Raw genomic sequence first — 23,405 nt, forward strand, 5'->3', positions numbered from 1 at the left:
TAATCTAAAAATCATAAAACTGGATAAATATACAGGTGCCATGTGGAGAACTTTAAAATCGTAGCGGCTTTATGCCGGCAGATTATCAAGGATGGGGCCTCCGCAGGTGCTTTGCAGCAGATGGAGCGCCTTTATGAGGCCCTCAGAAATGATCAGCAGGCTGTGGAAGCAAAGCTGCTCAGAGGACTGATTAACAAAGCCAGTATGCTCAACACACTGGAACCAGCTAAGGTTGAACTCTCCCGGGTCTCATTTCTCAGAAAGCAGGAACTCAGGGAAAACGTTAAAGTGCCTGTGGATAAAGAAAGTGGCTCTCCCCTTGCACAGATCATCTTTCCGAAAGAGCTTGCCAATGCCGAGCTTCCGATCATGCCCGATGAGCTAGCCTCCGCGGTCAGTCAGCTGATTGAGCAGTGGAATAATCTGGATAAATTGGCTCAATTTGGTGTGATGCCCTCGCTGAGTTGCCTGCTTTTTGGTCTGCCCGGGACGGGTAAGACAATGCTTTCCTTTTATATTGCCAAGATGCTCGGGCTACCGATCGTGCTGGCCAAACTGGATGGACTTGTTTCGTCTTTACTGGGTACTAGCGCCAGGAATATCAATAATCTGTTTGATTTTGCTGCTCAGTATGACTGCCTGCTGCTGCTGGATGAGTTTGATGCCGTGGCTAAAGCTCGCAATGACAAGCACGAGGTCGGTGAAATTAAGCGTATCGTCAATACACTACTGCAGTGTATTGATGCAAGATCTAAAAATGGTATGACGCTGGCAATTACCAATCATGAAGTATTACTGGATCCTGCAGTATGGCGAAGATTTGAAATGCGCATATTGGTACCTAAGCCAAATTACGCAGCAAGGATGAAGATTATTGAAAAATATCTTCATCCCTTGAGCTTTACGATGGAACAGATAAAATTCCTAACCGTGCTGACAGATGGATTTAACGGTTCAGACATCCAATTAATGTTAAATAATTTTAAGCGTATGGCCGCTATTGGTCATGCCGGACAGACCTTTATTGAGAGTGTTCAGTCATTTGCGGTTATTCACGCAGGCAGTGAAGTTAATGATTATATGCAGTTGTTGTTGAATAATCAGGATGCTGCAATAATGAGCCTATTGCATAAAAAGCATGAGTTCACTCAGAAAGAAATTGCTCTCGTTTTTGACGTTACTCAGTCAAAAGTTTCCAGAAATATAAAAGAGTCCTGACTTTCGTCGGGAGGTTGTTGCTAAGGATGGGGTAATATATGAAAAGAAATAATCCGGTTCAGGTTATTTTAAATTCAGAACAGTATAAAAGTACGCCGCAACGCAGAGCGATGGGTAACAATACTGACTTTTACGCCGATCGGGATGATGCCTTCAGAAAGCATAAAAGAAACCTCCTAGACGAAGTGGGGAATGTCAGAAGCCAGCTTTACCGGTCAGGCCATGAGCTTGGCCTAGTGAAAGTTGAGCTGAACCCTCAGGCGCTGGCGAAATCTCACCGTCCCGTTGACTCTCTCTTTCCCGGGAGTAAAGCACCTATAGTAGGCGCGCTGGGAATAGGGGAGCTGCTGATCCAAGTAACGGATAAAAATCTGGTTCATCTTTACAGCAAAATTGACAGTGCTGAGGAATATACCAAGAAGGTATACGACGAAAAACTGCGCAAAAATGTCAATAAGCCCAGCGAAGCAAAAAGCGAGACGGGGGCTATTGACCGCATCAGCTTTTTTGGCAGCGAAGAAAAAATAGCCTTTTCTCCAGAGGATAATGCAGCTTGGCACGCAAATAAAGACGAGGGATTTACCGGATATCAGGTTGAGCTGGTTGATTTCAGACCCATTGACGCTAGGCAATTTGCCGTGACCAGCGCTGCCATACACTCAATGAAACTTTCTCTAAGGGAACAGCTAAAGATGCTGGGGGCAGGCGTGTATGCGACGAAGATGAGCCGTCATCCGACCTCCTCTGAAGCGATTATGATCCAGCTACTCAGACCGGACTCTGGCCACGATTTTAAAGTAGATTTTGACAAGCGGCTCGAACTCAGTTTTTCACCAGCTGATGTTGATGATTCCTCGGACAGGCACCGTCTACTGCTTTCTGTTCTCAGCGCAAGCCCGCTGGTGAAACGTATTTCTCTACCGCCCAAAATTTCCCGTGCGAATCCGTCGTCCTCTCCAGTGACACTAGATTTCTCACTGCCAGTCAGAACGGAGGGGGAAGATTATCCCCGCGTGGGCGTAATTGACAGCGGCATCCACAATAGTGAACTCGGCCAGTGGTGTATTGAAGTATCCGATGCCTTTGAAGCCGATGACTGCGATCCGAACCATGGCTCACAAGTGGCCAGCCTGCTGGTCTGCGGGGGCATGCTAAATCCGGACCTTACTCAGGTCGATGATGACGGTTGCCTGCTTTATGATATCTGGATCCCTGTTCACAACGGTAAGTCCAATACGTTCACCAGCTATTTTACCGACCCCGGGGATTTTTTTGACTGGCTAGATATTGAGGTAGGTGACGCTGTCAAGAAGGGGTTTCGCATCTTTAATTTCAGCCTCAATTTCCGCGAGTTTGTCCGCGATGATTCCTACAGTTTTGCCGCCACGCAAATCGACCGCATCTCAAAAAAATACGATGTGCTCTTTGTCGTTTCTTCCGGAAACCTGCGAAATATAGACTTTAGGGGCTCCTGGACATCCAGACCGGCTGCACTGCAATTTTCGGACGTTGACCGTCTTTCTCAGCCTGCGGAGGCCGTCAGCGCCATCACCGTGGGTGCAGTCAACCCGCCAGGATGTGACATTAACATTCACGGCGCACCCACGGTTTATACGCGTCGCGGACCAGGCGTGGCGATGGGGGTAAAACCAGATGTAATCCACTATGGCGGGTATTCGCTGAAGTCGGGAAAAACCGGGCTGGTTTCCATTGACGGAAGCGGAGAACTTGTCGAACACGCAGGGACCAGCTTCTCTGCGCCTCTGGTATCCAAAATCTTGGCCAGTCTAGACCAAAGGACAGCAGGCAAACTGTCACGTAATTCCCTTGCCGCCATGCTGGTTCATCACTCAGATCTGACGCCGCCACTTAGGGATAAGAGTGTGGACATCTCTTCAGCGAGGAGATTTGCCGGATTCGGTATGCCGCTAACCTCCCGCGATATGCTTAACAGTGACGACAGCAGTATCACAATGGTGTTAAGTGGAAGCCTCAAGCGGAGTGAAGTACTGGAATTCGATTTTAACTGGCCCCGCAGCCTGACGACTGAAGGCGGAAAATGCCATGGTAAAGCCACGCTGACCATTGCCTACGATCCCGTCATAAACCAGAACTATGGCGCCGAATACTGTCGCGTCAATGTTGACGCAGTTCTGCAGCAGTTTAAACGTGACACTAAGACAGATGAATGGGCTTACCGGAAAAATTGTCAGTCAGTCTGGGAAGCTCGGCTCGGTAAAGACGTTAACTATGAGAAGAGCCAGATAGATTTTGGCCTGAAGTGGTGGCCCATCAAAAAATATGAATTTGAAACTAAAACAAAAGCTGGCGTCGGTGCTTCTGATCAGTGGCGGCTAAAAATCAGTTCAATTGAAAGAACGCCAGGAGAATTCCCCGATGAGGAAGTCAGCTTTACCGCGCTGCTTACGATTGAAGATACTCAGAACAGAACGAATGACCTTTTCAACGAGGTTAGACAGGAACTCAGCGCATATGGCATTGAGTTTGAAGATATTACCGTGACACAGCATCTTAACATCAGAGCAGGCCAGTAATGTTAACCAGAAATCTTGAGGTTCTGACCTCCTACTTTAATGACCTGATGGAATCAGCACCTCAACATCGGGAAAATGTGACAATAATCCTTGCTCAGATAGAAATAATGAAGTTACGACCTGTGTTCTCACTGGAGCCCTCAATTCTGCTTGCCCGGAAAGAAACGAATGAGTGCTCGATCTGCAAGAAGCAGGTAATCTGCAATGAGTGAACAGAAGCATTATTTTGTCGTCTCGCGATATCCGAATGATTCCGATCCTAAAGGAATTGGCTTTTCACCTGTTGGCGACGGAAAAGTACCCGAAGAGTATTTGACTTTTCGTCTCGATGTGGAGCGTGTGGTTCAAACTATCAATGCACTGTTTGAAAAGGATCAAGATAAGCGGCTTGAAAATTATGAGCAGGTATTCCAGGCTGCGCAGGTCTGCTTCTCAGGCCGGGAGGCTGATTTCCTTCCGGCAAGTCAGTCACTTAGTGAGCTGAAAAAGACCATTCTCGGCTCGTCTTGGGTCTATGTAAGAAACCGCATAATGGGAATGTACGGCCTTTATGCCCTGATTCTGATGACGATTCTGGGCTTGGCACAGTATTTTTTTCATGTTGAACTGAAGAACGTCCCCGCCGTGCTCATCGGGACCTGCATAGGCTCTTGGCTGTTTGTTTCCATTAAAACCGGAAGCATCGCATTTGATGAAATCTACGAGAACGTCAGCCAGCATCACAGCCTGTTAATGAGACTTGTTTATTGCTGTACGCTGTCGTCGGCCGTCACATTCTGTCTGCTGGCCGGATTCTTTGAGATTAAACTCGGGGAAGTTTCAACGGCAATGATCCCGAGTAATGGCATTGTGGCACTGGCTACCGGAATATTTTTTGGGATGGGTGAGTCATCACTCGCAACAAAACTCTCAAGCAAAGTTAAGGACGCCATTTGATCTCTGTCTCATTATCGATTGCGCAATGGTATCAAGGAGATTGCTTTTTAAAACTCAGCTCTTATGATGCCTCACTCTAAGGGAATGATGATGGACTAAAACCATTACCTCCTTCAGCACGGCGCCCATGTGACTGATAGCACGGCAAAAGGGTTTACTCAAATTGATTGAGCATGAGATATGGCGGGATCTTGGCAGATATATTATTGGATCCTTTAACATGCTCAATTTTTCATTTACTTTAGCAGACCAATTTTTCAGCCTGACAGTTTTATTTAGTTACAAGAGAGTCAAGGTATTACGGAGGATGTACTTCGGTCTCCCATCGATGATGCAAATCCATCGAAACTTTGTGAAAATTTTTCGTCACTACAGACGTGACGGGCTTATGCCAGTAGCCAGCGAAGGGTCATTTATTGTGGAAAAGATCAGAAAGCATAAGTATGAGCGCCATTTGCGTAGTGCTTACTCATGTATGCGGACATTCAGTAATTTACTTGGTATAAGCTGGAATGTTTTCACGGTTTATGAAACTATTGATAATGAAATAAAGTCAAGTTACGGCTAGAATGAAATGATGGAGCATTATTTTACTTCTGTTCTGGGTAGGCTGGACGTTCTGTTACAGGATATTTTAGCCGAATTAAAGAGAATAATTGTAGCTTACAAGCCGTTCTGGGAGATGAAGGATTTTAAGCTAGTACATTTTGCGCTAAGGCCCTGCCTCATGCTGTCATGGCCTCATTGGTTTAAACGTCAGAATTACATCTATGATTAAGCTTCGTTTTGGTGATACTGGCAAAGAACAAATTAGGAGGAAAGAATAATGTCTGAAGGTTGCTCTGGGCTAAATAAGTTGTGTTTTGAGTTTTTCACAGAGTTTGCGCGCTATGAATTCTTCCTCAAAATAACGGGGCTTACACAAGGAGAGGGGGATGCTAAGGCAAACTGGGATCGCTATGCTTTGGAGGTTGAGGAGATCATCGCTTCGCCTGACACAGCAGAACTCAAAGATGCTATTGACTATATTCTTACTCACCCTCCTAAAAAGCAGATAGTAAGAAATAGAGTGCTTTTATGGGATGAAAGACCAGTGCAGGGGAGAAGCAAAGCGCAGCAAGTTTTTCTATTGATACGCAGAATCCGAAACAACCTTTTCCATGGCGGGAAGTTTAATAGCCACTGGTTTGAACCTGAGCGGAGTGAGCTTTTGATGCAACATGCTCTAATAATATTAAAAATTTGTGCCCGGAACCATGCAGGCGTCAGCGTGGCGTATAACAGCATGGAGGTATCAATTATTTGATTCAGAATTAATCTGACAGTGGTATTTGACAAGAATGAGTATCAACAACTTTGATATGGGTGTAAATCCTCAGGAAGAATTATAACTCTTATTTTCAATATCAAAAATCACCGTATAAGATACTCAATCCTTTAAAGAAACGCGAAAACGTATCAAAGGTCTTGGAGAAAGCTACAGTTAAGTATGAGGGCATTATAGCCGGGTAGATTATGGTTGATTGTAAGGTGTCAGGTGCACACTTAATTTAACATAAATTGCGTTGCGTGTATTTCAAATGTAGTGGCTAAATTCAGATGAGCGTGCGGACATTGAAAGCAGCCACAACATTCTTTGCTAATGATTCATGCATCTTTATTCTTGTTTTTTTCATTTATAACACTTTTTCATCAAAATATTTTTGATACTTTTTCTGGAAGCGGAACGCTGGAATTGAATGAAGCACTGTTGACTTCAATAAACATAAAAGAATAATCGCAAAAATTAATAGAACAATACAAGTAAAACCCATGTATATTACAAAGAACAAAGGCCCTGATTTTAGGTACTGAAGAATTATATTGACGTAATTATTTATCGACCAAACCACAAAAAACAAGGCTAATGTAGTTAGGGAGCTTAATAATATTACAGATATAACCGCAAAGCGATGTCTTTTTGCAGTGCCATCATCTTCACATTTAAACAATCCTGCCATTTGTAAAAAAGAACTAAGGTCTGAGTTTGCAAGAGAAATATTTTTGCCTTCGATATAGCTGAACAGTTTCTGCATAAATGAATAGCTGTAACGAACATTATAGCTTTCAAGCTCGTTTCTTAGCTCAATCTTATCATCATAATTAATGGAAGCGTTTCTTCCGCGAATTAATTTTATGAATTCACGCCTTTTCTTGAAGCTTAGTTTAGAGAATGTCTGTTCAGATGAAAAAACCTTCATCCCAGAAAAGAGTTTATTCACAGCCAGCAAAATTAATGTTGGTATTACAGCTTTTAGGATGTCATTCATTAGGTTCATTCCTTTTACCCTCTAAAACGTATTTACCCTAGTGATTGATGTGGTTCGATCGGGCCGTGAAATGCAATTTGTTCGGTGAGAGCCTGCGCAACCTGCTCGATAAATTGTTTCAGGCTTACACAACCCATCCCACCTTAACTCTTTCCGCCCGACATTCAAGAAGAGAGTGCAGAAATTGGCTACTTATTAAAATATATGTTTGAAAAAGTAGCTTTACCGGGAAGATGGAAGCAGGGGATAATCTGGCCAGATTTTACGTATTACTCCGGCCGCGAGCCTTATCAACTCAGGGATAAACATGACCGATTTTGTCGATGACGGCTTTCTTTCTTCCGGCCTATCCCTGTTGCCAGCAGAAGCGCAGGATGCCTTTGCCCTGACTGCTATCAACAGCAGCTCCTCACTGAATCCGGCCCAGGCCTACCTTATTGGTTTATCGTCCGCCGCCAGTCGGCAGACGATGAAATCCTTTCTGAATATCGTGGCGGGCATGCTTGGCTTTACCTCCCTGCAGAGCTGCGCCTGGGTTAGTCTGCGCCGTCACCATATCCGGGGCCTGCTGGAAATGCTGCAGGTCAGCGGGCGAGCGCCCGCCACCATTAATACCTATCTGTCAGCCCTGAAAGGCACCGCCCGCGAAGCCTGGTTGATGAAGCAGATGGATACGGAGAGCTATCAGCAGATTCTGGCAGTTCGCGCGGTGCGGGGAAGCCGACTGACCCGCGGACGTGCGCTGGCACCGGAAGAAATTCACGCACTTTTTCGCAGCTGCGAACAGGACGCCGGCTGCAAAGGCCCGCGCGACGCCGCCATGCTGGCGGTCATGCTTGGCTGCGGCCTGCGCCGTTCAGAAGTGATCACTCTGGACTACGCCAGCATTCTCCATCAGGAGCAGGCGCTGCTCGTGCAAGGGAAGGGCAACAAAGAGCGTCTGGCGTTTATGCCAGAAAATGTCTGGAAGCGCATTCATACCTGGACGGACACCATCCGGGGCGAACAGGAGGGCCCGCTCTTCACCCGCATACGTAGTGGTGACGATGTCACTTTTCAGCGTCTGACGCCGCAGGCGGTTTATCACATCCTTGGCCAGCGCCGGGTGGAAAGCGGTATCGGTGAGTGCGCGCCGCATGACTTACGTCGCACCTTTGCCTCAATGATGCTGGACAACGGGGAAGACCTGATCACCGTCCGGGATGCGATGGGGCATGCCAGCGTCACCACCACGCAGAAGTATGACCGTCGCGGAGATGAGCGTTTGCGTAAGGCGGCAGACAGACTGAAGTTTTGAGCCCAACCTGAGATGGAAGCCTTAGCGCTATTACAGGCAACGCTGCAAAAACGCATTCTGGCTAATATCTATACTCTCTCATACACAGGCTATCCCCATTTTCTGTGGATAAAAACAGTTCAAGTTTAAAGTTTTAGCATGAGCCTCTACGAGGAGGTAGCGTTTATAACTCTTTAATTTTCTAAAAAATAATGCAAAAAATTAAAAGCGCCCGATACAGCTAGCGACAATGACAGACACTTGAAATCAGTTGTATGGATACATATAAGCCTTTATATGTCAGCCGTATAGTAGTTCACACCAGCCGAAAAATCTGAAAAGGCTGATGTGATAACTATCAAGTATTACTATGTCTGTAACCCACTTCACCATGAGTTGTCAGATCAAGCCCATCAAACTCATCTTCACCATCTACCCGCAGGCCGTTACACATTATTCCGGTGAGCTTGAGCGTGATCCAGCTGGTGATAGCGGAAAACAAGATACTGAATACAATAACGCTCGCGTTGATTAACAGCTGTTCTCCCATTGCACGCCCTGCAACAAATCCACTGCCGCCTAAAGTTGTGAGGGCGAAAACCGGTGTCAGTATACCTCCGACAATGCCACCAATACCGTGGATTGCAAATACATCAAAAGCATCGTCCAGATTCAGACGATGCTTAATCAGGGTAACAAACGCCATGCAACAGGGAGCGGTAAGGATCCCGACGCATATGGCACCTACCGGTCCAACGTAGCCGCAAGCTGGTGTGATGCCCACCATACCTGCCACCGCGCCACTGATCACACCCAGCAAGCTGGGGCGTTTTTGTAGTCGCCATTCGATAAACATCCACGCAACCGCACCGCCAAATGCGCCTAACAAGGTATTCAGCACTACTAGCATAGCGTAACCGTTGATTGCCAGTGCACAGCCACCGCAAAAACCCAGCCAGCCAAGCATCAGCATCGCACCACCGGTCATGGTCATGGTCATATTGTGTGGCGTCAGCGCGACGGTACCGAAATTCTGGCGACGACCAATCATCAGCGCAGCCACCAGCGAAGCAACACCGGCGTTGATATGTACCACATTGCCCCCGGCAAAATCCTGTACTGTTAAGGCTGCCATCCAGCCGCCGCCCCATGCCATGTGCGCCAGTGGAATATAGTTAATAGTGGCCCAGATCGCCATAAACACTAATACCGCGCTGAATTTAACCCGTTCGGCAAACGAGCCAGTAATAAGTGCAGGGGTGATTGCTGCAAAGGTCATCATAAAGAAAATGTATACGTATTCCGGCACCGTACCTACCAGCGAATTGGCATTAATATTTTTCAGGAAAATTTTATCGCTACTGCCCAATACGCTGTTTAATGCTTTTCCATCCGTAAAAGTGAAGCTGTATCCATAAAGCGTAAACAGGATTGCCACTAACGCAGTAACGCTAAAAACCTGCATCAGCACCGACAGCACATTTTTGCTCTGCGCCATGCCACCGTAGAATAGCGCCAGTCCCGGCAGGGTCATCAATAGCACCAGCAGTGCCGTGACAAATATAAAAGCGGCATCGCCGCTATTCAAACCCGGTGCGGCAAGCGCCGGAAAGCTGCACAGCACAACAGGCAACGCGAATAGCATTGTTAGTTTCATTACGCACCTCAGCAGTAGCAGACAGAAAAACGCCTCCGCAGAACAGAGGCGTGAAGGGAAGTTATTTCAGATCCTGGCCAGGGATCCAGTTGGTCCCAGCCAGCGGCACACGCGCCATCGCGGCGGCTTCGACATTCAATGCCACTAAATCTTCAGGTTCAAGGTTGTGCAGGTGAGATTTACCGCAGGCACGCGCCAGGGTTTGCGCTTCCAGCGTCAATACGCGCAGGTAATTAGCGAGTTTTTTACCGGCCAGTTCAGGATCCAGGCGTTTACTCAGCTCCGGATCTTGAGTCGTGATCCCGGCAGGATCTTTGCCTTCCTGGAAATCATCGTAAAAGCCAGCAGACGAGCCAAGTTTCTTATATTCCTCCTCGTACCGCGGGTTATTATCACCTAAGGCGATCAGTGCTGCCGTGCCAATTGCTACTGCATCAGCACCCAGCGCAATAGCTTTGGCCACGTCCGCACCATTACGGATGCCACCAGATACAATCAGCTGCACTTCACGATGCACACCCAGTTCCTGCAACGCCTGAACCGCCAGAGGTATGGCCGCCATTGTCGGAATACCCACATGCTCAATAAACACATCCTGAGTTGCTGCTGTTCCGCCTTGCATACCGTCAACCACCACGACATCAGCGCCCGCCTGAACCGCCAGCTTTACATCGTAATAGGTGCGTGTTGCGCCTACTTTGACATATATTGGTACCTGCCAGTCAGTGATTTCTCGCAGTTCCGCAATTTTGATCGCTAAATCGTCAGGACCGGTCCAGTCAGGATGACGGCAGGCACTGCGTTGATCGATACCATGAGGCAGGCATCGCATTTTTGCCACACGTTCTGAAATTTTTTGTCCGAGTAACATTCCTCCGCCGCCCGGTTTTGCACCCTGACCAAGTACTACCTCGATGGCATCGGCTTTACGCAAATCGTCCGGGTTCATGCCATAACGTGAGGGCAAATACTGATATACTAGTTTGCTCGACTGCCCGCGCTCTTCTGGTGTCATGCCACCATCACCAGTAGTCGTTGAGGTACCAACCGCCGATGCCCCCCGGCCTAAGGCTTCTTTAGCCTGCGCAGACAGCGCACCAAAGCTCATGCCCGCAATGGTTACTGGCGTACTGATAACTAGTGGTTTCTTTGCGTAACGCGTGCCGAGCACCACTTCAGTGCTGCACTTTTCACGGTAGCCTTCCAGTGGGTAACGCGACATGCTGGCTCCAAGAAACAGCAAATCATCGAAATGTGGTACCTGTCGTTTGGCTCCCCAGCCGCGGATATCATAGATACCGGTTTCGGCAGCGCGCTGGATTTCGGCAATTACTGAACGGGTATAAGTGGCGGATTCGCGCAACGCCGGATTGTATTTATCGCTCATAATCTTCTCCACTCTTAATACGCTGACGCGTTATCCACTTTGAAGTTGTAAAGCTGACGGGCCGATCCATAGCGCTTGAAAGCGGCAGGAGACTCATCAAATCCAGCCTGTTGCAGTAGTTGGCCAAGCTCTTCGATATGCTCTGCGCGCATCTCTTTTTGCACACAGTCGGCACCCAGCGAAGCCACGCTGCCTTTAACATAGATATGGGCCTCATACAGCGAATCGCCGAGCGCTTCACCGGCGTTGCCGCATACCACCAGGCAACCAGCCTGAGCCATGAATGCGCTCATCGGGCCGATATCACCTTTCACCACAATGTTGATGCCTTTCATTGAGATACCACAGCGTGCAGCTGCATTGCCTTCAATGACCAGCAGACCACCATTGCCAGTGGCACCCGCAGATTGCGAGGCATCGCCTTTAACCCGCACTGAGCCAGACATCATATTTTCCGCAACACCAACGCCAACGTTGCCATGAACGGTTATTGCGGCTTTCTGGTTCATGCCAGCGCAGTAGTAACCGGCATGGCCTTCAATCGTGATGTCCACATTGTCATTTACTCCACAGGCGATGTTATGAGCGCCATCAGGATTTTTAACCTGCCAGCTTTTAATCTCTTTTGTCAGGCTGGCATCATGTAATGCCTGATTCAGTTCGCGTACGCCATTGCTTAAGTCGTAAGTTTTCATGATTAAACTGCTCCTGCAGTCTGGGTGCTATTGCGTTCCCACACGTAAAGTTTTGCCGGCTCCGGCTCCCAAACTTTGGCGTCTTTAATGCCAGGCAGATTCGCCAGTGCACGATATTCAGAAGCCATGGCCACGTAATCTTCGGTTTCGGCAATCACAGCTGGTTTACAGGCGATAGGATCGCGCAGAACCGCAAAGCCATCACGCGTGCCGATGGTGAAGGTGAAAAAGCCATCGAGATCTTTCAACGCGTTCTGTAACGCGGTTTGCAATGAGTCGCCCTGCGACAAACGCCAGGCGAGATAACCGGCTGCGACTTCTGAATCATTCTCGGTTTTAAAATGAATGCCAGCGCGTTTAAGTTTTTCACGCAGGCGGTTGTGGTTAGAGAGCGAGCCGTTGTGAACCAGACACAAATCCATGCCAGTAGAGAACGGATGACTACCCTGTAAGGTCACAGCGCTTTCAGTGGCCAGACGAGTATGGCCAATCGCATGGCTACCTTTCATCTTGCCGAGATTGAAACGATCGGCAACTTCCGCTGGCAAACCGACGCCTTTAAGGATTTCAATGCTGTGTCCGGCGCTCATCACATCGATATCTGGTGCATGCTGGGCCAGCCACGCCAGCGCGCTGGCTTCGTCGGTTGGCAGCTTAAACACCGCCACACTGTTGTTCTGAAACCATTCGTACACTCTGCCAAAGTCAGTAGAAAGACGATCTGCCAGGCCATTCCAGTTAAAACTGACGTCATCGCTGCGAAGCGTCAGTTTGATACCGGCATCATATTCGTCGCCGTAAATGGCAAAACCAGCACTGTCACAACCACGTTCGGTCATGGATATCAGCATCGGACGGAACAGGTCGCCCAGCTGCTGCTCCATCGCTGCGTTTTTAAAATAAAGTCCGACAATTCCACACATAGAATTTCCTTTGCTTTGCAGGGTTACAGTTAGAAAAATTCGAGGTAGCGACGGGTTTCCCACTCGCTGACATGACGGTGATACTCATGCCATTCCTGACGTTTAACTTTGATGAACTCATCAACAATCTCTGGACCCATGCATTCACGCAGGATCTCGTCAGCGCCCAGTGCATCCAGCGCTTCTTTCAGGTTTTGCGGTAGTAGTTCGATACCTTCACGCTGACAATCTTCTGGGGAAAGAGCATAAAGATTGCCGTTCTGCGCCTTGCCTGGTTCCAGCTGACGGGCCACACCATCCAGACCGGCAGCTATGATCGCTGCATGTACCAGATAGGGATTGGCACCCGTATCGGGCAGGCGCAGTTCAAGACGACCATAGGGAATACGCACCATGGCTGAGCGATTATTGTCACCGTAGGTAATAAATACTGGTGCCCAGGTTGCGCCCGTGGCCGAACCACCGCTGGTTAAGCGTTTGTAGGAATTGACTGTTGGTGCAGCGAAGGCGCATAACGCTTTAGCATGACGCAGCATGCCTGCCATAAAGTGATAAGCCGTTTTCGAAAGGCCAAGACCTTGTGGATCGTTGTCATCATGGAAAATGTTATTGCCCTGCTGATCGGCCATCGAAAGGTGGAAGTGCATGCCGTTGCCGGGACGGTCTGCAAAAGGTTTCGGCATAAAAGAGCATAACAGCCCCTGATCGTGGGCGATTTCTGCTGCGGCCATGCGCACAAAGGTGAAGCGGTCAGCAGAAGTCAGTGCATCGCTGTAGGAGTAATTGATTTCAAACTGGCCGTTTGCATCTTCATGGTCAATCTGGTAGACATCAAAACCAACTTCCTGCAGCGATTCGGTAAGCTTTTCAAGAAACGGCCGCACGCGTGACAACCCTTTATAGTCGTAACAGGGTTTTGCCAGCGTGTCGCTGCTGTCAGCGGGCAGCAGTGTGCCATTTTCACCCCTTTTAAACAGTGAGAATTCCGGTTCCAGCCCGCTGTTAAGCGTCCAGCCTTTTTCGGCCAGTCGCTCCGTTTGCTTCATTAACACCACGCGGCTGTCATAGGGATGAGGTTGTTTATTCACGTAACCGTTGCACGCGATGCGGGCATAACCCGGCTGCCAGGGCACCAGTGATAAGGTATTGAGATCGCCACGCGCACAGAAGTCAGGTCCTTGGGGTTGCATGCCCATGCCTGAAATAGCAAAACCAGCAAAGCCCGCGCCTTTCTCCACCACATCCATCAGACATTTGGCCGGCACCGATTTGGTTTTTGCCGCGCCGTGAATATCAACGAACTGTGCGAGAAGATACCGCACATTGTTGTCCTGCAAAAATTGCATGGCTTGCTCAGGGGACATAACTACCTCTTAACCGCGATGGAATTGGGCACGCTACATAACTGCGTGAGTCGTGTTGTATTATTGTGAGGAATATTTTTTCACTGACAGGAAAATGCAGGAGCTGTGCCAAAATTGCTGGCTGGCCGTATGAAAATTGAAAAAAACTTAAATTTCAACAAATTAAATCACATCAACAAAATAAATTAAAAAAAATGCTTAGGTAACAATTTTAAATCCGCCAGATTTTTCAATCATCAATGAAATTAACGCCAGGCAGCACTTACCAATTTGGGGCTTCTTTTTTGGGCACTTACTTTCTTTGGTTGCAGAGTTGTCTTCATCGGTGAATAAACCTTACAATTTCATTCAAATATGAATAATGAATTTCACATATGAACTTTTTCTTTGGCTCTGTATTTTTTTGATTACTTTTTGAAATGTCGCTAGACAAGTGCGGCAACATGAATTAAATGTGTTAAATAAGAATCGTAATGTGGGATTTAACCCCTCAGAAAGAAGATTCTCATTCATCCATAAAATAAATTATTCATCTATGTGGAGTTGCTATGTCTGCGCCTGCCCGTGATTTCATTATTACTGCGTCCTGCCCAGCAACCTCGGGAATTATCGCCGCAGTAACTGGCTTTCTGAGTCAGAGCCAATGTTATATCAGTGAGTTGTCACAATATGATGATGAGCATTTAGGCCATTTTTTTCTACGCGCGCGTTTTCGTTTTAATGAAAATATCAGTGCTGACATTGTAACTTTAAAAAAGGATTTCGCTGCGATTGCAGAAAAGTTAGATATGCGCTGGGATATTTTCGATACAGCTGAACCAATGCGTGTCCTGCTGATGGTGAGTAAATTTGACCATTGCCTGACAGATCTGCTTTATCGGCGTAATAAAGGTGAACTTAATATTAGCATTACTGCGATTGTCTCTAATCATCTGGATCTTCGTCCCATGGCAGAGCGCGAAGGAATTCGATTTATCTACCTGCCGGTTAACAAAGAAAATAAAGCCCAGCAAGAGGCTGAGTTGATTAAAACTGTTGAGGAAACACGAACAGAATTAGTTGTGCTGGCACGTTACATGCAGATCTTGTCCGATAATCTATGTAAGAAGCTTACGGGTCGCGCCATCAATATTCACCACTCATTTCTGCCCGGTTTTAAGGGCGCAATGCCTTATCATCAGGCTTATGAGCGCGGCGTAAAACTGATCGGTGCCACGGCGCACTATGTTACTTCCGACCTTGATGAAGGTCCAATTATTGACCAAGAAGTTCAGCGCGTAGATCACACTTACCGACCTAATGACCTCATTGTAGTGGGACGTAACACCGAAACCATTGCCCTTGCACGAGCGGTTAAATACCACACCGAGCATCGTGTCTTCCTCGACGGAAATAAAACGGTGATTTTCTGATGACAACTACACTGACCTCGCAACCGATAGCGATTAATATCGATGGAAAGAAAAGTGCTGCAAAATTACTGACCAACACTGCACAGGAAGTTCAGCAGTTAAAGCAGCAAGGCACAGTACCCTGTCTGGCAGTAGTTCTTGTGGGTGATGATGCAGCCAGCCAGGTGTATGTACGTAATAAATTACGCACTGCCGAACAGGTCGGTATTAAATCTCTCGAGTTCCGCTTCAATGCGCAATTAACCGAAGCTTGCTTGCTCGCTACTATTCATGAGTTAAATATTGATCCAGCCGTGCACGGCATATTAGTGCAGCTGCCACTACCGCCTCAAATCGATGAGGCGGCAATTGTACGTGCCATTTCACCCGTGAAAGATGTTGATGGTTTCCATCCGCAAAATGCCGGTGGATTGCTTCAGGGCCAGCGGGTGATCACACCCTGTACACCGCTCGGCTGTTTAATGCTGTTGCAGGAGTACGGCGGCGATCTCAGCGGTAAACATGCGGTAGTGGTGGGACGTTCCAATATTGTCGGTAAACCCATGGCCAGCTTGCTGCTGCATGCACATTGTTCCGTCACTACGCTGCACTCGCGCAGTCGTAACGCAGCAATGCTGGCGCGCCAGGCAGACATTCTGATCGCCGCAGTTGGGCGGCCGCAGATGATCGATGCCAGCTGGGTAAAACCCGGTGCGCTGGTGATTGACGTCGGTATTAATCGACTTACCCGAGCTGATGGCAGCAGCCGGTTAGTGGGGGATGTGGATTATGACAGCGTTAGTCTCGTGGCTAAAGCGATTACCCCCGTACCGGGCGGTGTTGGTCCAATGACCATCGCCTGTCTCATGCAAAACACCGTGCTGGCAGCAGAGTTGCAGTTACAGCAAGCAGCAGAGTAAGGAGCGCGAAGATGCCATTAGCACTACTCAAATACGGACTTTCATCGGAGTATCTGGCGGAAGTTGATATCCCGGCTCCACGTGAGCTGAAAAGACAGTACGACGTGGTGATAATCGGCGGCGGCGGTCATGGTCTGGCAATTGCTTATTACCTGGCGAAATACCACGGCATTAACAATGTGGCCGTGCTGGAAAAAGGCTATCTGGCGGGAGGAAATACTGCCCGTAATACTGCGGTGATCCGTTCTAATTATCTCACTTCCGAAGGTGTGCGTTTTTATAGCGAGTCGGTAAAGCTGTTCCAGAATCTGTCGAACGAGTTCGACTTCAACATTATGTATTCCGAGCGCGGCCAGTTGACTCTGGCGCACACCGACAGCACGGTACGTGCGTTCAGGCAGCGCGCTGAAGTTAACAAACATTTTGGTGGCCGTACCGAGATGATTGATCGTCAGCAGATTAAAGAGCTGGTACCAACTCTCAACCTCGATCCCGGTAATCTGCCAGTGCTGGCAGGGTTATGGCATATAGACGGCGCAACGGCGCGTCATGATGCGGTGGCATGGGGATATGCCAAAGAGGCGGCGAAGCGTGGAGTAGAAATCCATCAAATGACGGCTGTTGAAGACTTAGTGATTAGTGAAGGTCGTATCACTGCAGTAAAAACTAATCGTGGCGTCATCGGCTGTGGTTGCGCAGTTCAGGCGGTGGCAGGACATAGTTCGTTGCTGGCGCAAAAAGCCGGGTTCCGCCTGCCTGTGGTCTCATATCCGTTGCAGGCGATGGTGACACAGCCGGTGAAACCGTTCCTTGATCCACTAGTCAGTTCGTCAGCCTTACATTGCTATGTGCAGCAAACCAGTCGCGGTGAAGTGGTGTTTGGTGGCGGCTCCGATCCTTATCCGTTGTACAACACCCGATCTACGCTCGATCTGAAAGAGAGCCTGATAGCCCACGGTATAGAAATGTTCCCGTTCCTTGCTAAAGCGCGCCTGATGCGTCAGTGGGCCGGTATCACCGATATGACTCCTGATTACAGTCCGATCATGGGGGAGAGTCCAGTCAAAAACTACTACCTCGACGCGGGATGGGGCACCTGGGGCTTTAAAGCCACGCCAGTTTGCGGCAAGACCATGGCCGAAATGGTGGCCAGCGGCGGTAAAACGCCCGAACTGATTGCGCCGTTTCAGCTGGAGCGTTTTGCCCGCTTCCAGCAGGTCAATGAAATGGGTGCCACTGCTGCCAGCCACTAAAGGAGTGCCAGATGAAAATTATGCATTGTCCGCTCAACGGGCCACGCAATATCACTGAATTCGCCTATGGTGGCGAGTTAAAAACCGTGCCGGATCAGCTTAGCTGCAGCGATCGCGAGTGGGCTGATTACGTATTTTATGAAGACAATCGCGCAGGCGTCGTGACCGAATGGTGGTTTCACACGCCATCCAGTTACTGGTTCCTGGCACAACGCAATACCCTCACCGATGAGGTGATTCGCACCTTTGATGCAAGCGAAGTTTTTCCCAACCCACATACCAATGCGTTGCCTGTCAGCATCAATGCAGCCATGGAGGTAGCATCATGAGTAAACAGCGCCTTGCGTCTCCAATGGGGTGCCTGATTGATCGCCGCCAACCGCTACATTTTACTTTCGAAGGTGAAAAAATCAGCGGATTTGCCGGCGATACTATCGCCAGTGCGTTAATTGCTAACGGACGCCATCTGTTGTCACGCTCGTTCAAATACCATCGCCCACGTGGAGTGCTCAGCATGTTTTGCCAGGATGCCAATACGCTGGTGCAGTTACCTGATGAGCCTAATGTGCTTGCCGACATGCAACCAATAACAGAGGGCTTAGCCGTTACCGGGCAGAACTACAGTGGTTCGCTGGATAAAGATCGTGATGCGAAAATGCAGTTATTTTCTCGATTTATGCCGGTGGGGTTTTATTATCGCGCCTTTTATAAACCTAAAGGAATGTGGAAACGCTGGGAACCGCTAATCCGTCGTAAAGCAGGGTTAGGGGTGCTAAACCTCAATATTAAGGAAGCCTATTACGATAAAGCCTATCTGTTCTGCGATTTACTGGTAGTAGGCGGCGGGCCTGCAGGATTACAGGCAGCCCTCACTGCTGCTGACAGTGGCGCACAGGTGATAATAGCTGAACAGCTGCCGCTGATTGGTGGAGCAATGAGCTGGGCGAGAATGGCTGGCGAAGCGAAGCAGACCGAACAGATATTGCAGTTTATGACCAGTCGAGTCGTAACGCATCCAAATATCCGTGTAATGCTTAATGCCACCTGTAACGGCTGGTTTAAAGACCATTATTTACCGGTGATCCAGGGGCAGCGCATGTTCAAGGTGCGGGCAACCAGCTGTGTTATCGCAGCGGGTACCTATGATCAGCCCGTGATCTTTCGTAATAACGATCTGCCCGGTGTAATGCTCACCAGCGCAGCCCAGCGTCTGATGCAGCATTATGGTGTTAAACCGGGGCAACGCGCGGTGCTGCTGACTGGTAATGATGATGCCTATCTTGCGGCACTGTCGTTACAAGAGCAGGGCGTAGATGTGGCAGCAATTGTTGATTTGCGTGTTGGTTTGCCTGATGCTGCACTAACCGAGCCCCTGCAGCGCGCCGGTATTGAATTGATTAAGAATGCCACAGTGTATGAAGCGCACGCCGATCGTGATGGAGGGCTTGAGGCGGTAGAAATCCGGACGATCGTTGCGCAGGGAAAAGTGGCAACCAGCGGAAAACGTATTGTCTGCGATCTTCTGTGCATGTCCGCCGGTTATATGCCTGCGTGGCAGCTGCCATGTCAGGCTGGAGGTAAACTCAGTTATGACGATACCACTGCGAGTTTCACGCTGAGGGAACTGCCCGCTGGTATGTTTACAGCTGGCTCAATAAACGGCTGGCATGCGTTGGAAGATGTGATGCGGGATGGCATACATACTGGCCGAATGGTGCTGCAACAGCTCGGAATCAGTCACAAGCTCAGCGCCTTATCTCCACGTTCGGGTACAAAGCCATTGATTAACCATCCGTGGCCCATATTTCCACATCCGAAAGGTAAAGAATTTGTCGATTTCGACGAAGATTTGCAAATCAAAGACATCATCAATGCCACCAGACACGGTTATCGCGACGTTCAGCTGGTGAAACGTTTCTCAACCGTCGGTATGGGACCATCACAAGGGCGACATTCAGCCTTACCGACGGCACGTTTAGTTGCGCAGGCCACTGCGCGCAGCGTCAGTGAAACCGGTATCACCACGGCGCGCCCACCGTTTAGCGCGGAACGTCTGGCGCATCTGGCGGGACGTCACTTCGATCCCTGGCGTGTTACGGCGATACATCAGCGTCATCTGGCATTGCAGGCACAGATGATGCCCGCGGGTAACTGGCTGCGCCCTGGCTGGTATCAAACTGCCGCCGCACTGGACAAAAAATCCGCCGTGCAGGCAGAAGTGCTCAACGTGCGCAACAACGTCGGACTGATTGACGTCTCGACGCTGGGCGGTATCGAATTACGTGGCCCGGATGCTGCAGAACTCCTCAATCGCATGTACACCTTTGCCTTTATCAAACAGCCCGTGGGACGCACGCGCTATGCACTGATGACTAACGAACAGGGGGTGGTGGTTGACGATGGGGTTGCTTGCCGCCTGGCCGAAAACCACTTTTATGTCACCGCCACCACCAGCGGCGTCGCACGGGTTTATCAATCTATGCTGCAGTGGAATACACGCTGGCGACTGGATGTGGATATCGCCAACGTATCTTCAGCGTGGGCAGCAGTGAATCTGGCCGGGCCGAATTCGCGTCAGGTGCTCAGCCAGCTATGCAAGGATCTTGATTTGAGTGCCGAGGCTTTTCCCTATCTGGCCTGTCGTGAAGGCAAAGTAGCGGGTATTCCTGCACGTTTGCTGCGCGTGGGTTTTGTCGGAGAGTTGGGCTATGAAATTCATGTGCCGACACGTTATGGCCAGGCTTTGTGGGATGCGCTGATGCAAGCCGGGGCCGCGTTCGGTATTAAACCTTTTGGTGTTGAAGCACAGCGCCTGCTGCGATTAGAGAAAGGACATGTAATTATCGGGCAAGACACTGATGGCATGAGCCATCCGGGTGAAATTAGTATGGGCTGGGCGGTTAATCGTACCAAGCCGGAGTTTATCGGACGGCGCGCCATCGACATCCTTGATACCCATACGCCGCTGCGAAAGCTGGTAGCCTTTATGCTGCCTGCTGACTCACCGCAGCCTTTAGAAGGCCATTTAGTACTGGAAGGGGAACGTATCACCGGAAATGTTACTTCCTGCGAGTTCTCCCCCACACTTAATGCCATTATTGGCATGTCTTATGCATCATTAAATCGGGCGGTTCCGGGTGAACAAATCACAATACGCACAGAAGGCGGTCACGAAGTGTCTGCCCGCGTAGTGAAACTGCCTTTTTATGATGCTGATAATCTGCGACAGGAGCTGTAATGATGCAGAACATGCACGCTTTGGCGGCAGGACCGCTTGATCATCACGATAACATCTTCGAAAACGGTAATGTTGCGCTACAGGATGCTTCGCACCACGCGCGTGTTGGTTTTCGCGGGCGTCACGCTGCCTGGTATCTGCAACAGCGTGGATTTGAGCTGCCCGATCAACCAAACCAGGCTCGCTGGCAATCTGATGGTTCACTCGTGGCCCGCCTTTCGCAAACTGAATATTTACTACTCGCTGCTTCAGATGAATCTCAGTCACGCATTCAGCAAGAAGAGTCCGACTGGCAGATGAGTGAGCTTTCCTGTTATGCGCTGCCTCGTCAGGACACTTACGCCTGGCTGATGCTGAGCGGCACAATCCTGCCAAAAATGATGGCTAAACTTTGTGCTGTGGATTTATCGGCACGCAATTTTGCCGCTGGAGCGATTGCACAAACCTCTGTTGCCCGCGCCAATGCCATAGTAATCAACGCGTCACGAGGTGAGACCGTCCAGTTCTGGCTGCTGGTTGATTATTCCATGGCAGTTTATTTCTGGGACGTTTTGCTCGATGCCACGACAGAATTTTCTGTCGTGCGTTAACGCTAAATATTCCTGTCCGGACTTTGGTCCGGAATTACTTGTTGCAGGTGTCTATGTCCTTTGTTGCCATTACAGAAAACGATTATACGGTGCCCGCCTTGTTTCGCGGGCTGACCATAATTGAAATGTTCAACAGCCGCGATCGGGTATTAACAGTACAGGATTTTGCTGACCGCTTGGGCGTATCAACCTCTTCAATTTATCGCATTGTCACAACCCTAACTGAGATGAACTACCTCGACAAAGTGGCTAAGAATACCTATCAGCTGGGCCCGCAGGTAATCTCAAACGGCTTTAGCTACCTTGCCAGTCGTGATTTAGTGGATATAGCCATGCCGCATCTGAATGAGTTGCGTAACAGGGTTTCTATGTCATGCCATCTCAGCATTCGCGAAGGACAGGAAGCGGTTTATATTTATCGCTCCTTTGCCTCTCAGCGTTTGTCCGTAAATGTGCCGATTGGCACGCGCATTCCTTGTCATTGCAGCGCAATGGGGCGCGTATTATTGACTGGCTTAAATGATGCGGAACTGGATAGTTTATATCAGCATGTACGGCTGGACGGCTATTCTGTCCCAGCCCCCCGTACCTTGCCGGAACTGAAGCAAACCGTGCAGCAGGACAGTATGCAAGGCTGGGTAGAGCATCGCTCCGATTTTGCTACAGCGATCGCCTGTGCGCTGCGTGATCATCATAATCAAATCGTTGCGGCGATAAATGTCTCCGGGCCAGATGCCTTAATGGAAGACGCGCATCAGAAAGAGGTGGTACGAAATGCTCTGCTGGCCACCGCACAGCAGATTTCATTTGAATTAGGTAATTTGCGAAAAATGTCGGAGAAAATTAAGTCTCGATGAATAAAACCGCAAATAATAATCAGCGAGAAAACCCGCTGAGTCTGGAGCAGCATATCGCGCGCTCGCTTAAACAGAGGCGTATTTCACAGGGTTACAAAATATCTGATGTGGCTCGTATTGCGGGCGTGAGTGTCGGCATGGTCAGCAAAGTGGAAAATGCCCATGTTTCTACCAGCCTGGATATTCTCAGTCGTCTGTGTGATGCGATTGGGTTGCCAGTTTCCAAATTATTCAGCGACTATGATGTTGCTAAACGTGGCGCGCAACTGATTAAAGCAGGCGAAGGCATGGAAGTGGTACGCACCGGCACTGAAGTTGGCCACTCCTATCATTTGCTGAGTTATGCTCAGGGGCCGCAAAAATTGTATGAGCCTTTTCTAGTGACCATGGACGATGCGAGTGAAGAATTTCCTAACTTCTGCCATCCGGGACATGAGTTTATTTATTTGTTAGAAGGCGAATTGATTTATCGCCATGGCACTCGTCTTTATCTTATGTCGCCGGGCGACAGTCTTTCATTCGACGGCGAGGTACCGCATGGACCGGAGAGACTAGTGCAGGTACCAATCCGCCTCTTGTCAATAATTCATTATGTTGATTACGAAGAACACTAATCTCCTGTCATACTTGAAATATATCCTTCTGTTTCTAAGCAGAATCTTTATGAGTAATAACGTTGAATGCTCACCTTAGAAATAAAGATAATTTTTTATTATGCGTTTTTGGCACCCTTCTTCGCAAGCGAATAACGGCTTTTAAATATAAAGATTATTTCAACCCCTCTCCAGATCAACCATAAAATAGACCTCTTCCCTCTAAAAAACGCCAGACTCAAA

At 48.8% G+C, this 23,405-nt stretch carries 19 protein-coding genes; 13 read left to right on the plus strand and 6 right to left on the minus strand.

Annotation, left to right across the window (positions count from 1 at the left end):
- Positions 1–42 precede the first annotated feature (42 nt).
- From IBT54_RS25250 to IBT54_RS18380, 4 genes are all read left to right on the plus strand, one after another.
- A complete protein-coding gene (locus IBT54_RS25250; RefSeq protein WP_201252652.1) occupies positions 43–1,218 on the plus strand; it encodes an AAA family ATPase in 1,176 nt (391 codons plus the stop codon).
- 38 nt (positions 1,219–1,256) lie between these two features.
- Entirely contained in the window at positions 1,257–3,773 is a 2,517-nt protein-coding gene (locus IBT54_RS18370) for a S8 family peptidase (RefSeq protein WP_201252653.1), read from the plus strand.
- Positions 3,774–3,977: 204 nt separating this feature from the next.
- On the plus strand, positions 3,978–4,709 hold the full coding sequence (locus tag IBT54_RS18375; protein WP_201252654.1) for a hypothetical protein: 732 nt from the start codon (positions 3,978–3,980) through the stop codon (positions 4,707–4,709).
- Between the two features lie 826 nt (positions 4,710–5,535).
- A complete protein-coding gene (locus tag IBT54_RS18380) occupies positions 5,536–6,015 on the plus strand; it encodes a hypothetical protein (RefSeq protein ID WP_201252655.1) in 480 nt (159 codons plus the stop codon).
- A gap of 370 nt (positions 6,016–6,385) precedes the next feature.
- Here IBT54_RS18380 and IBT54_RS18385 read toward each other — a convergent pair whose 3' ends face one another.
- Positions 6,386–7,018 carry a hypothetical protein gene (locus tag IBT54_RS18385; protein WP_201252656.1) on the minus strand — a complete coding sequence of 211 codons (633 nt, stop codon included), beginning with the start codon at positions 7,016–7,018 and terminating at the stop codon, positions 6,386–6,388.
- A gap of 307 nt (positions 7,019–7,325) precedes the next feature.
- Between IBT54_RS18385 and IBT54_RS18390 the strand changes: the two genes are divergently transcribed.
- Positions 7,326–8,315: a tyrosine-type recombinase/integrase gene (locus tag IBT54_RS18390; RefSeq protein WP_201252657.1), complete on the plus strand. Its 990-nt coding sequence runs from the start codon at positions 7,326–7,328 to the stop codon at positions 8,313–8,315.
- Between the two features lie 337 nt (positions 8,316–8,652).
- Here IBT54_RS18390 and IBT54_RS18395 read toward each other — a convergent pair whose 3' ends face one another.
- The 5 genes from IBT54_RS18395 to glnT form a co-directional block, all read right to left on the minus strand.
- Entirely contained in the window at positions 8,653–9,951 is a 1,299-nt protein-coding gene (locus tag IBT54_RS18395) for an ammonium transporter (protein ID WP_236263493.1), read from the minus strand.
- A gap of 61 nt (positions 9,952–10,012) precedes the next feature.
- The gene (locus IBT54_RS18400) at positions 10,013–11,338 is read right to left on the minus strand and encodes an FMN-binding glutamate synthase family protein (protein WP_201252658.1); all 1,326 of its coding nucleotides are present in this window, start codon (positions 11,336–11,338) and stop codon (positions 10,013–10,015) included.
- 14 nt (positions 11,339–11,352) lie between these two features.
- Complete coding sequence (locus tag IBT54_RS18405) at positions 11,353–12,033, minus strand: protein glxC (protein ID WP_201252659.1); 681 nt, start codon at positions 12,031–12,033, stop codon at positions 11,353–11,355.
- A gap of 2 nt (positions 12,034–12,035) precedes the next feature.
- Positions 12,036–12,956, minus strand: a complete 921-nt coding sequence (locus IBT54_RS18410) for a glutamine amidotransferase family protein (protein ID WP_201252660.1) — start codon at positions 12,954–12,956, stop codon at positions 12,036–12,038.
- 29 nt (positions 12,957–12,985) lie between these two features.
- Positions 12,986–14,302: a type III glutamate--ammonia ligase gene (gene glnT, locus IBT54_RS18415; protein ID WP_236263494.1), complete on the minus strand. Its 1,317-nt coding sequence runs from the start codon at positions 14,300–14,302 to the stop codon at positions 12,986–12,988.
- A 566-nt stretch (positions 14,303–14,868) separates the two neighbouring features.
- On the opposite strand from glnT, the gene purU reads away from it, so the two are divergent.
- The 8 genes from purU to IBT54_RS18455 are packed head-to-tail and all read left to right on the plus strand — an operon-like array spanning position 14,869 to position 23,183.
- The gene (gene purU / locus IBT54_RS18420; protein WP_201252662.1) at positions 14,869–15,732 is read left to right on the plus strand and encodes a formyltetrahydrofolate deformylase; all 864 of its coding nucleotides are present in this window, start codon (positions 14,869–14,871) and stop codon (positions 15,730–15,732) included.
- Positions 15,732–16,631: a bifunctional methylenetetrahydrofolate dehydrogenase/methenyltetrahydrofolate cyclohydrolase FolD gene (gene folD / locus IBT54_RS18425; RefSeq protein WP_201252663.1), complete on the plus strand. Its 900-nt coding sequence runs from the start codon at positions 15,732–15,734 to the stop codon at positions 16,629–16,631. The genes purU and folD overlap by 1 nt, the downstream gene beginning before the upstream one ends.
- Positions 16,632–16,642: 11 nt before the next feature.
- Positions 16,643–17,884 carry an FAD-dependent oxidoreductase gene (locus tag IBT54_RS18430; RefSeq protein ID WP_201252664.1) on the plus strand — a complete coding sequence of 414 codons (1,242 nt, stop codon included), beginning with the start codon at positions 16,643–16,645 and terminating at the stop codon, positions 17,882–17,884.
- An 11-nt stretch (positions 17,885–17,895) separates the two neighbouring features.
- Entirely contained in the window at positions 17,896–18,213 is a 318-nt protein-coding gene (locus tag IBT54_RS18435) for a sarcosine oxidase subunit delta (protein ID WP_201252665.1), read from the plus strand.
- On the plus strand, positions 18,210–21,122 hold the full coding sequence (locus tag IBT54_RS18440) for a 2Fe-2S iron-sulfur cluster-binding protein (protein WP_201252666.1): 2,913 nt from the start codon (positions 18,210–18,212) through the stop codon (positions 21,120–21,122). The genes IBT54_RS18435 and IBT54_RS18440 overlap by 4 nt, the downstream gene beginning before the upstream one ends.
- Entirely contained in the window at positions 21,122–21,712 is a 591-nt protein-coding gene (locus IBT54_RS18445; protein WP_201252667.1) for a sarcosine oxidase subunit gamma, read from the plus strand. Before IBT54_RS18440 ends, IBT54_RS18445 begins: the two co-directional genes overlap by 1 nt.
- 53 nt (positions 21,713–21,765) lie before the next feature.
- On the plus strand, positions 21,766–22,569 hold the full coding sequence (locus IBT54_RS18450) for an IclR family transcriptional regulator (RefSeq protein ID WP_201252668.1): 804 nt from the start codon (positions 21,766–21,768) through the stop codon (positions 22,567–22,569).
- On the plus strand, positions 22,566–23,183 hold the full coding sequence (locus IBT54_RS18455) for an XRE family transcriptional regulator (protein WP_201252669.1): 618 nt from the start codon (positions 22,566–22,568) through the stop codon (positions 23,181–23,183). The genes IBT54_RS18450 and IBT54_RS18455 overlap by 4 nt, the downstream gene beginning before the upstream one ends.
- Positions 23,184–23,405 lie beyond the last annotated feature (222 nt).

It is taken from the genome of Pantoea sp. S62, assembly GCF_016658625.1.
GTDB classification, from domain to species: Bacteria; Pseudomonadota; Gammaproteobacteria; order Enterobacterales; family Enterobacteriaceae; genus Pantoea; species Pantoea vagans.

What these genes read in the sequence shown, in the direction of transcription:
- IBT54_RS18440 (WP_201252666.1), top strand. Translation starts at nt 18,210, where the DNA reads ATGAGTAAACAGCGCCTTGCGTCTCCAATGGGGTGCCTGATTGATCGC.
- IBT54_RS18395 (WP_236263493.1), bottom strand. Translation starts at nt 9,951, where the DNA reads ATGAAACTAACAATGCTATTCGCGTTGCCTGTTGTGCTGTGCAGCTTT.
- IBT54_RS18375 (WP_201252654.1), top strand. Translation starts at nt 3,978, where the DNA reads ATGAGTGAACAGAAGCATTATTTTGTCGTCTCGCGATATCCGAATGAT.
- folD (WP_201252663.1), top strand. Translation starts at nt 15,732, where the DNA reads ATGACAACTACACTGACCTCGCAACCGATAGCGATTAATATCGATGGA.
- IBT54_RS18445 (WP_201252667.1), top strand. Translation starts at nt 21,122, where the DNA reads ATGATGCAGAACATGCACGCTTTGGCGGCAGGACCGCTTGATCATCAC.
- IBT54_RS18380 (WP_201252655.1), top strand. Translation starts at nt 5,536, where the DNA reads ATGTCTGAAGGTTGCTCTGGGCTAAATAAGTTGTGTTTTGAGTTTTTC.
- IBT54_RS18435 (WP_201252665.1), top strand. Translation starts at nt 17,896, where the DNA reads ATGAAAATTATGCATTGTCCGCTCAACGGGCCACGCAATATCACTGAA.
- glnT (WP_236263494.1), bottom strand. Translation starts at nt 14,302, where the DNA reads ATGCAATTTTTGCAGGACAACAATGTGCGGTATCTTCTCGCACAGTTC.
- IBT54_RS18410 (WP_201252660.1), bottom strand. Translation starts at nt 12,956, where the DNA reads ATGTGTGGAATTGTCGGACTTTATTTTAAAAACGCAGCGATGGAGCAG.
- IBT54_RS18400 (WP_201252658.1), bottom strand. Translation starts at nt 11,338, where the DNA reads ATGAGCGATAAATACAATCCGGCGTTGCGCGAATCCGCCACTTATACC.
- IBT54_RS18385 (WP_201252656.1), bottom strand. Translation starts at nt 7,018, where the DNA reads ATGAATGACATCCTAAAAGCTGTAATACCAACATTAATTTTGCTGGCT.
- IBT54_RS18450 (WP_201252668.1), top strand. Translation starts at nt 21,766, where the DNA reads ATGTCCTTTGTTGCCATTACAGAAAACGATTATACGGTGCCCGCCTTG.
- purU (WP_201252662.1), top strand. Translation starts at nt 14,869, where the DNA reads ATGTCTGCGCCTGCCCGTGATTTCATTATTACTGCGTCCTGCCCAGCA.
- IBT54_RS18455 (WP_201252669.1), top strand. Translation starts at nt 22,566, where the DNA reads ATGAATAAAACCGCAAATAATAATCAGCGAGAAAACCCGCTGAGTCTG.
- IBT54_RS18430 (WP_201252664.1), top strand. Translation starts at nt 16,643, where the DNA reads ATGCCATTAGCACTACTCAAATACGGACTTTCATCGGAGTATCTGGCG.
- IBT54_RS18370 (WP_201252653.1), top strand. Translation starts at nt 1,257, where the DNA reads ATGAAAAGAAATAATCCGGTTCAGGTTATTTTAAATTCAGAACAGTAT.
- IBT54_RS18405 (WP_201252659.1), bottom strand. Translation starts at nt 12,033, where the DNA reads ATGAAAACTTACGACTTAAGCAATGGCGTACGCGAACTGAATCAGGCA.
- IBT54_RS18390 (WP_201252657.1), top strand. Translation starts at nt 7,326, where the DNA reads ATGACCGATTTTGTCGATGACGGCTTTCTTTCTTCCGGCCTATCCCTG.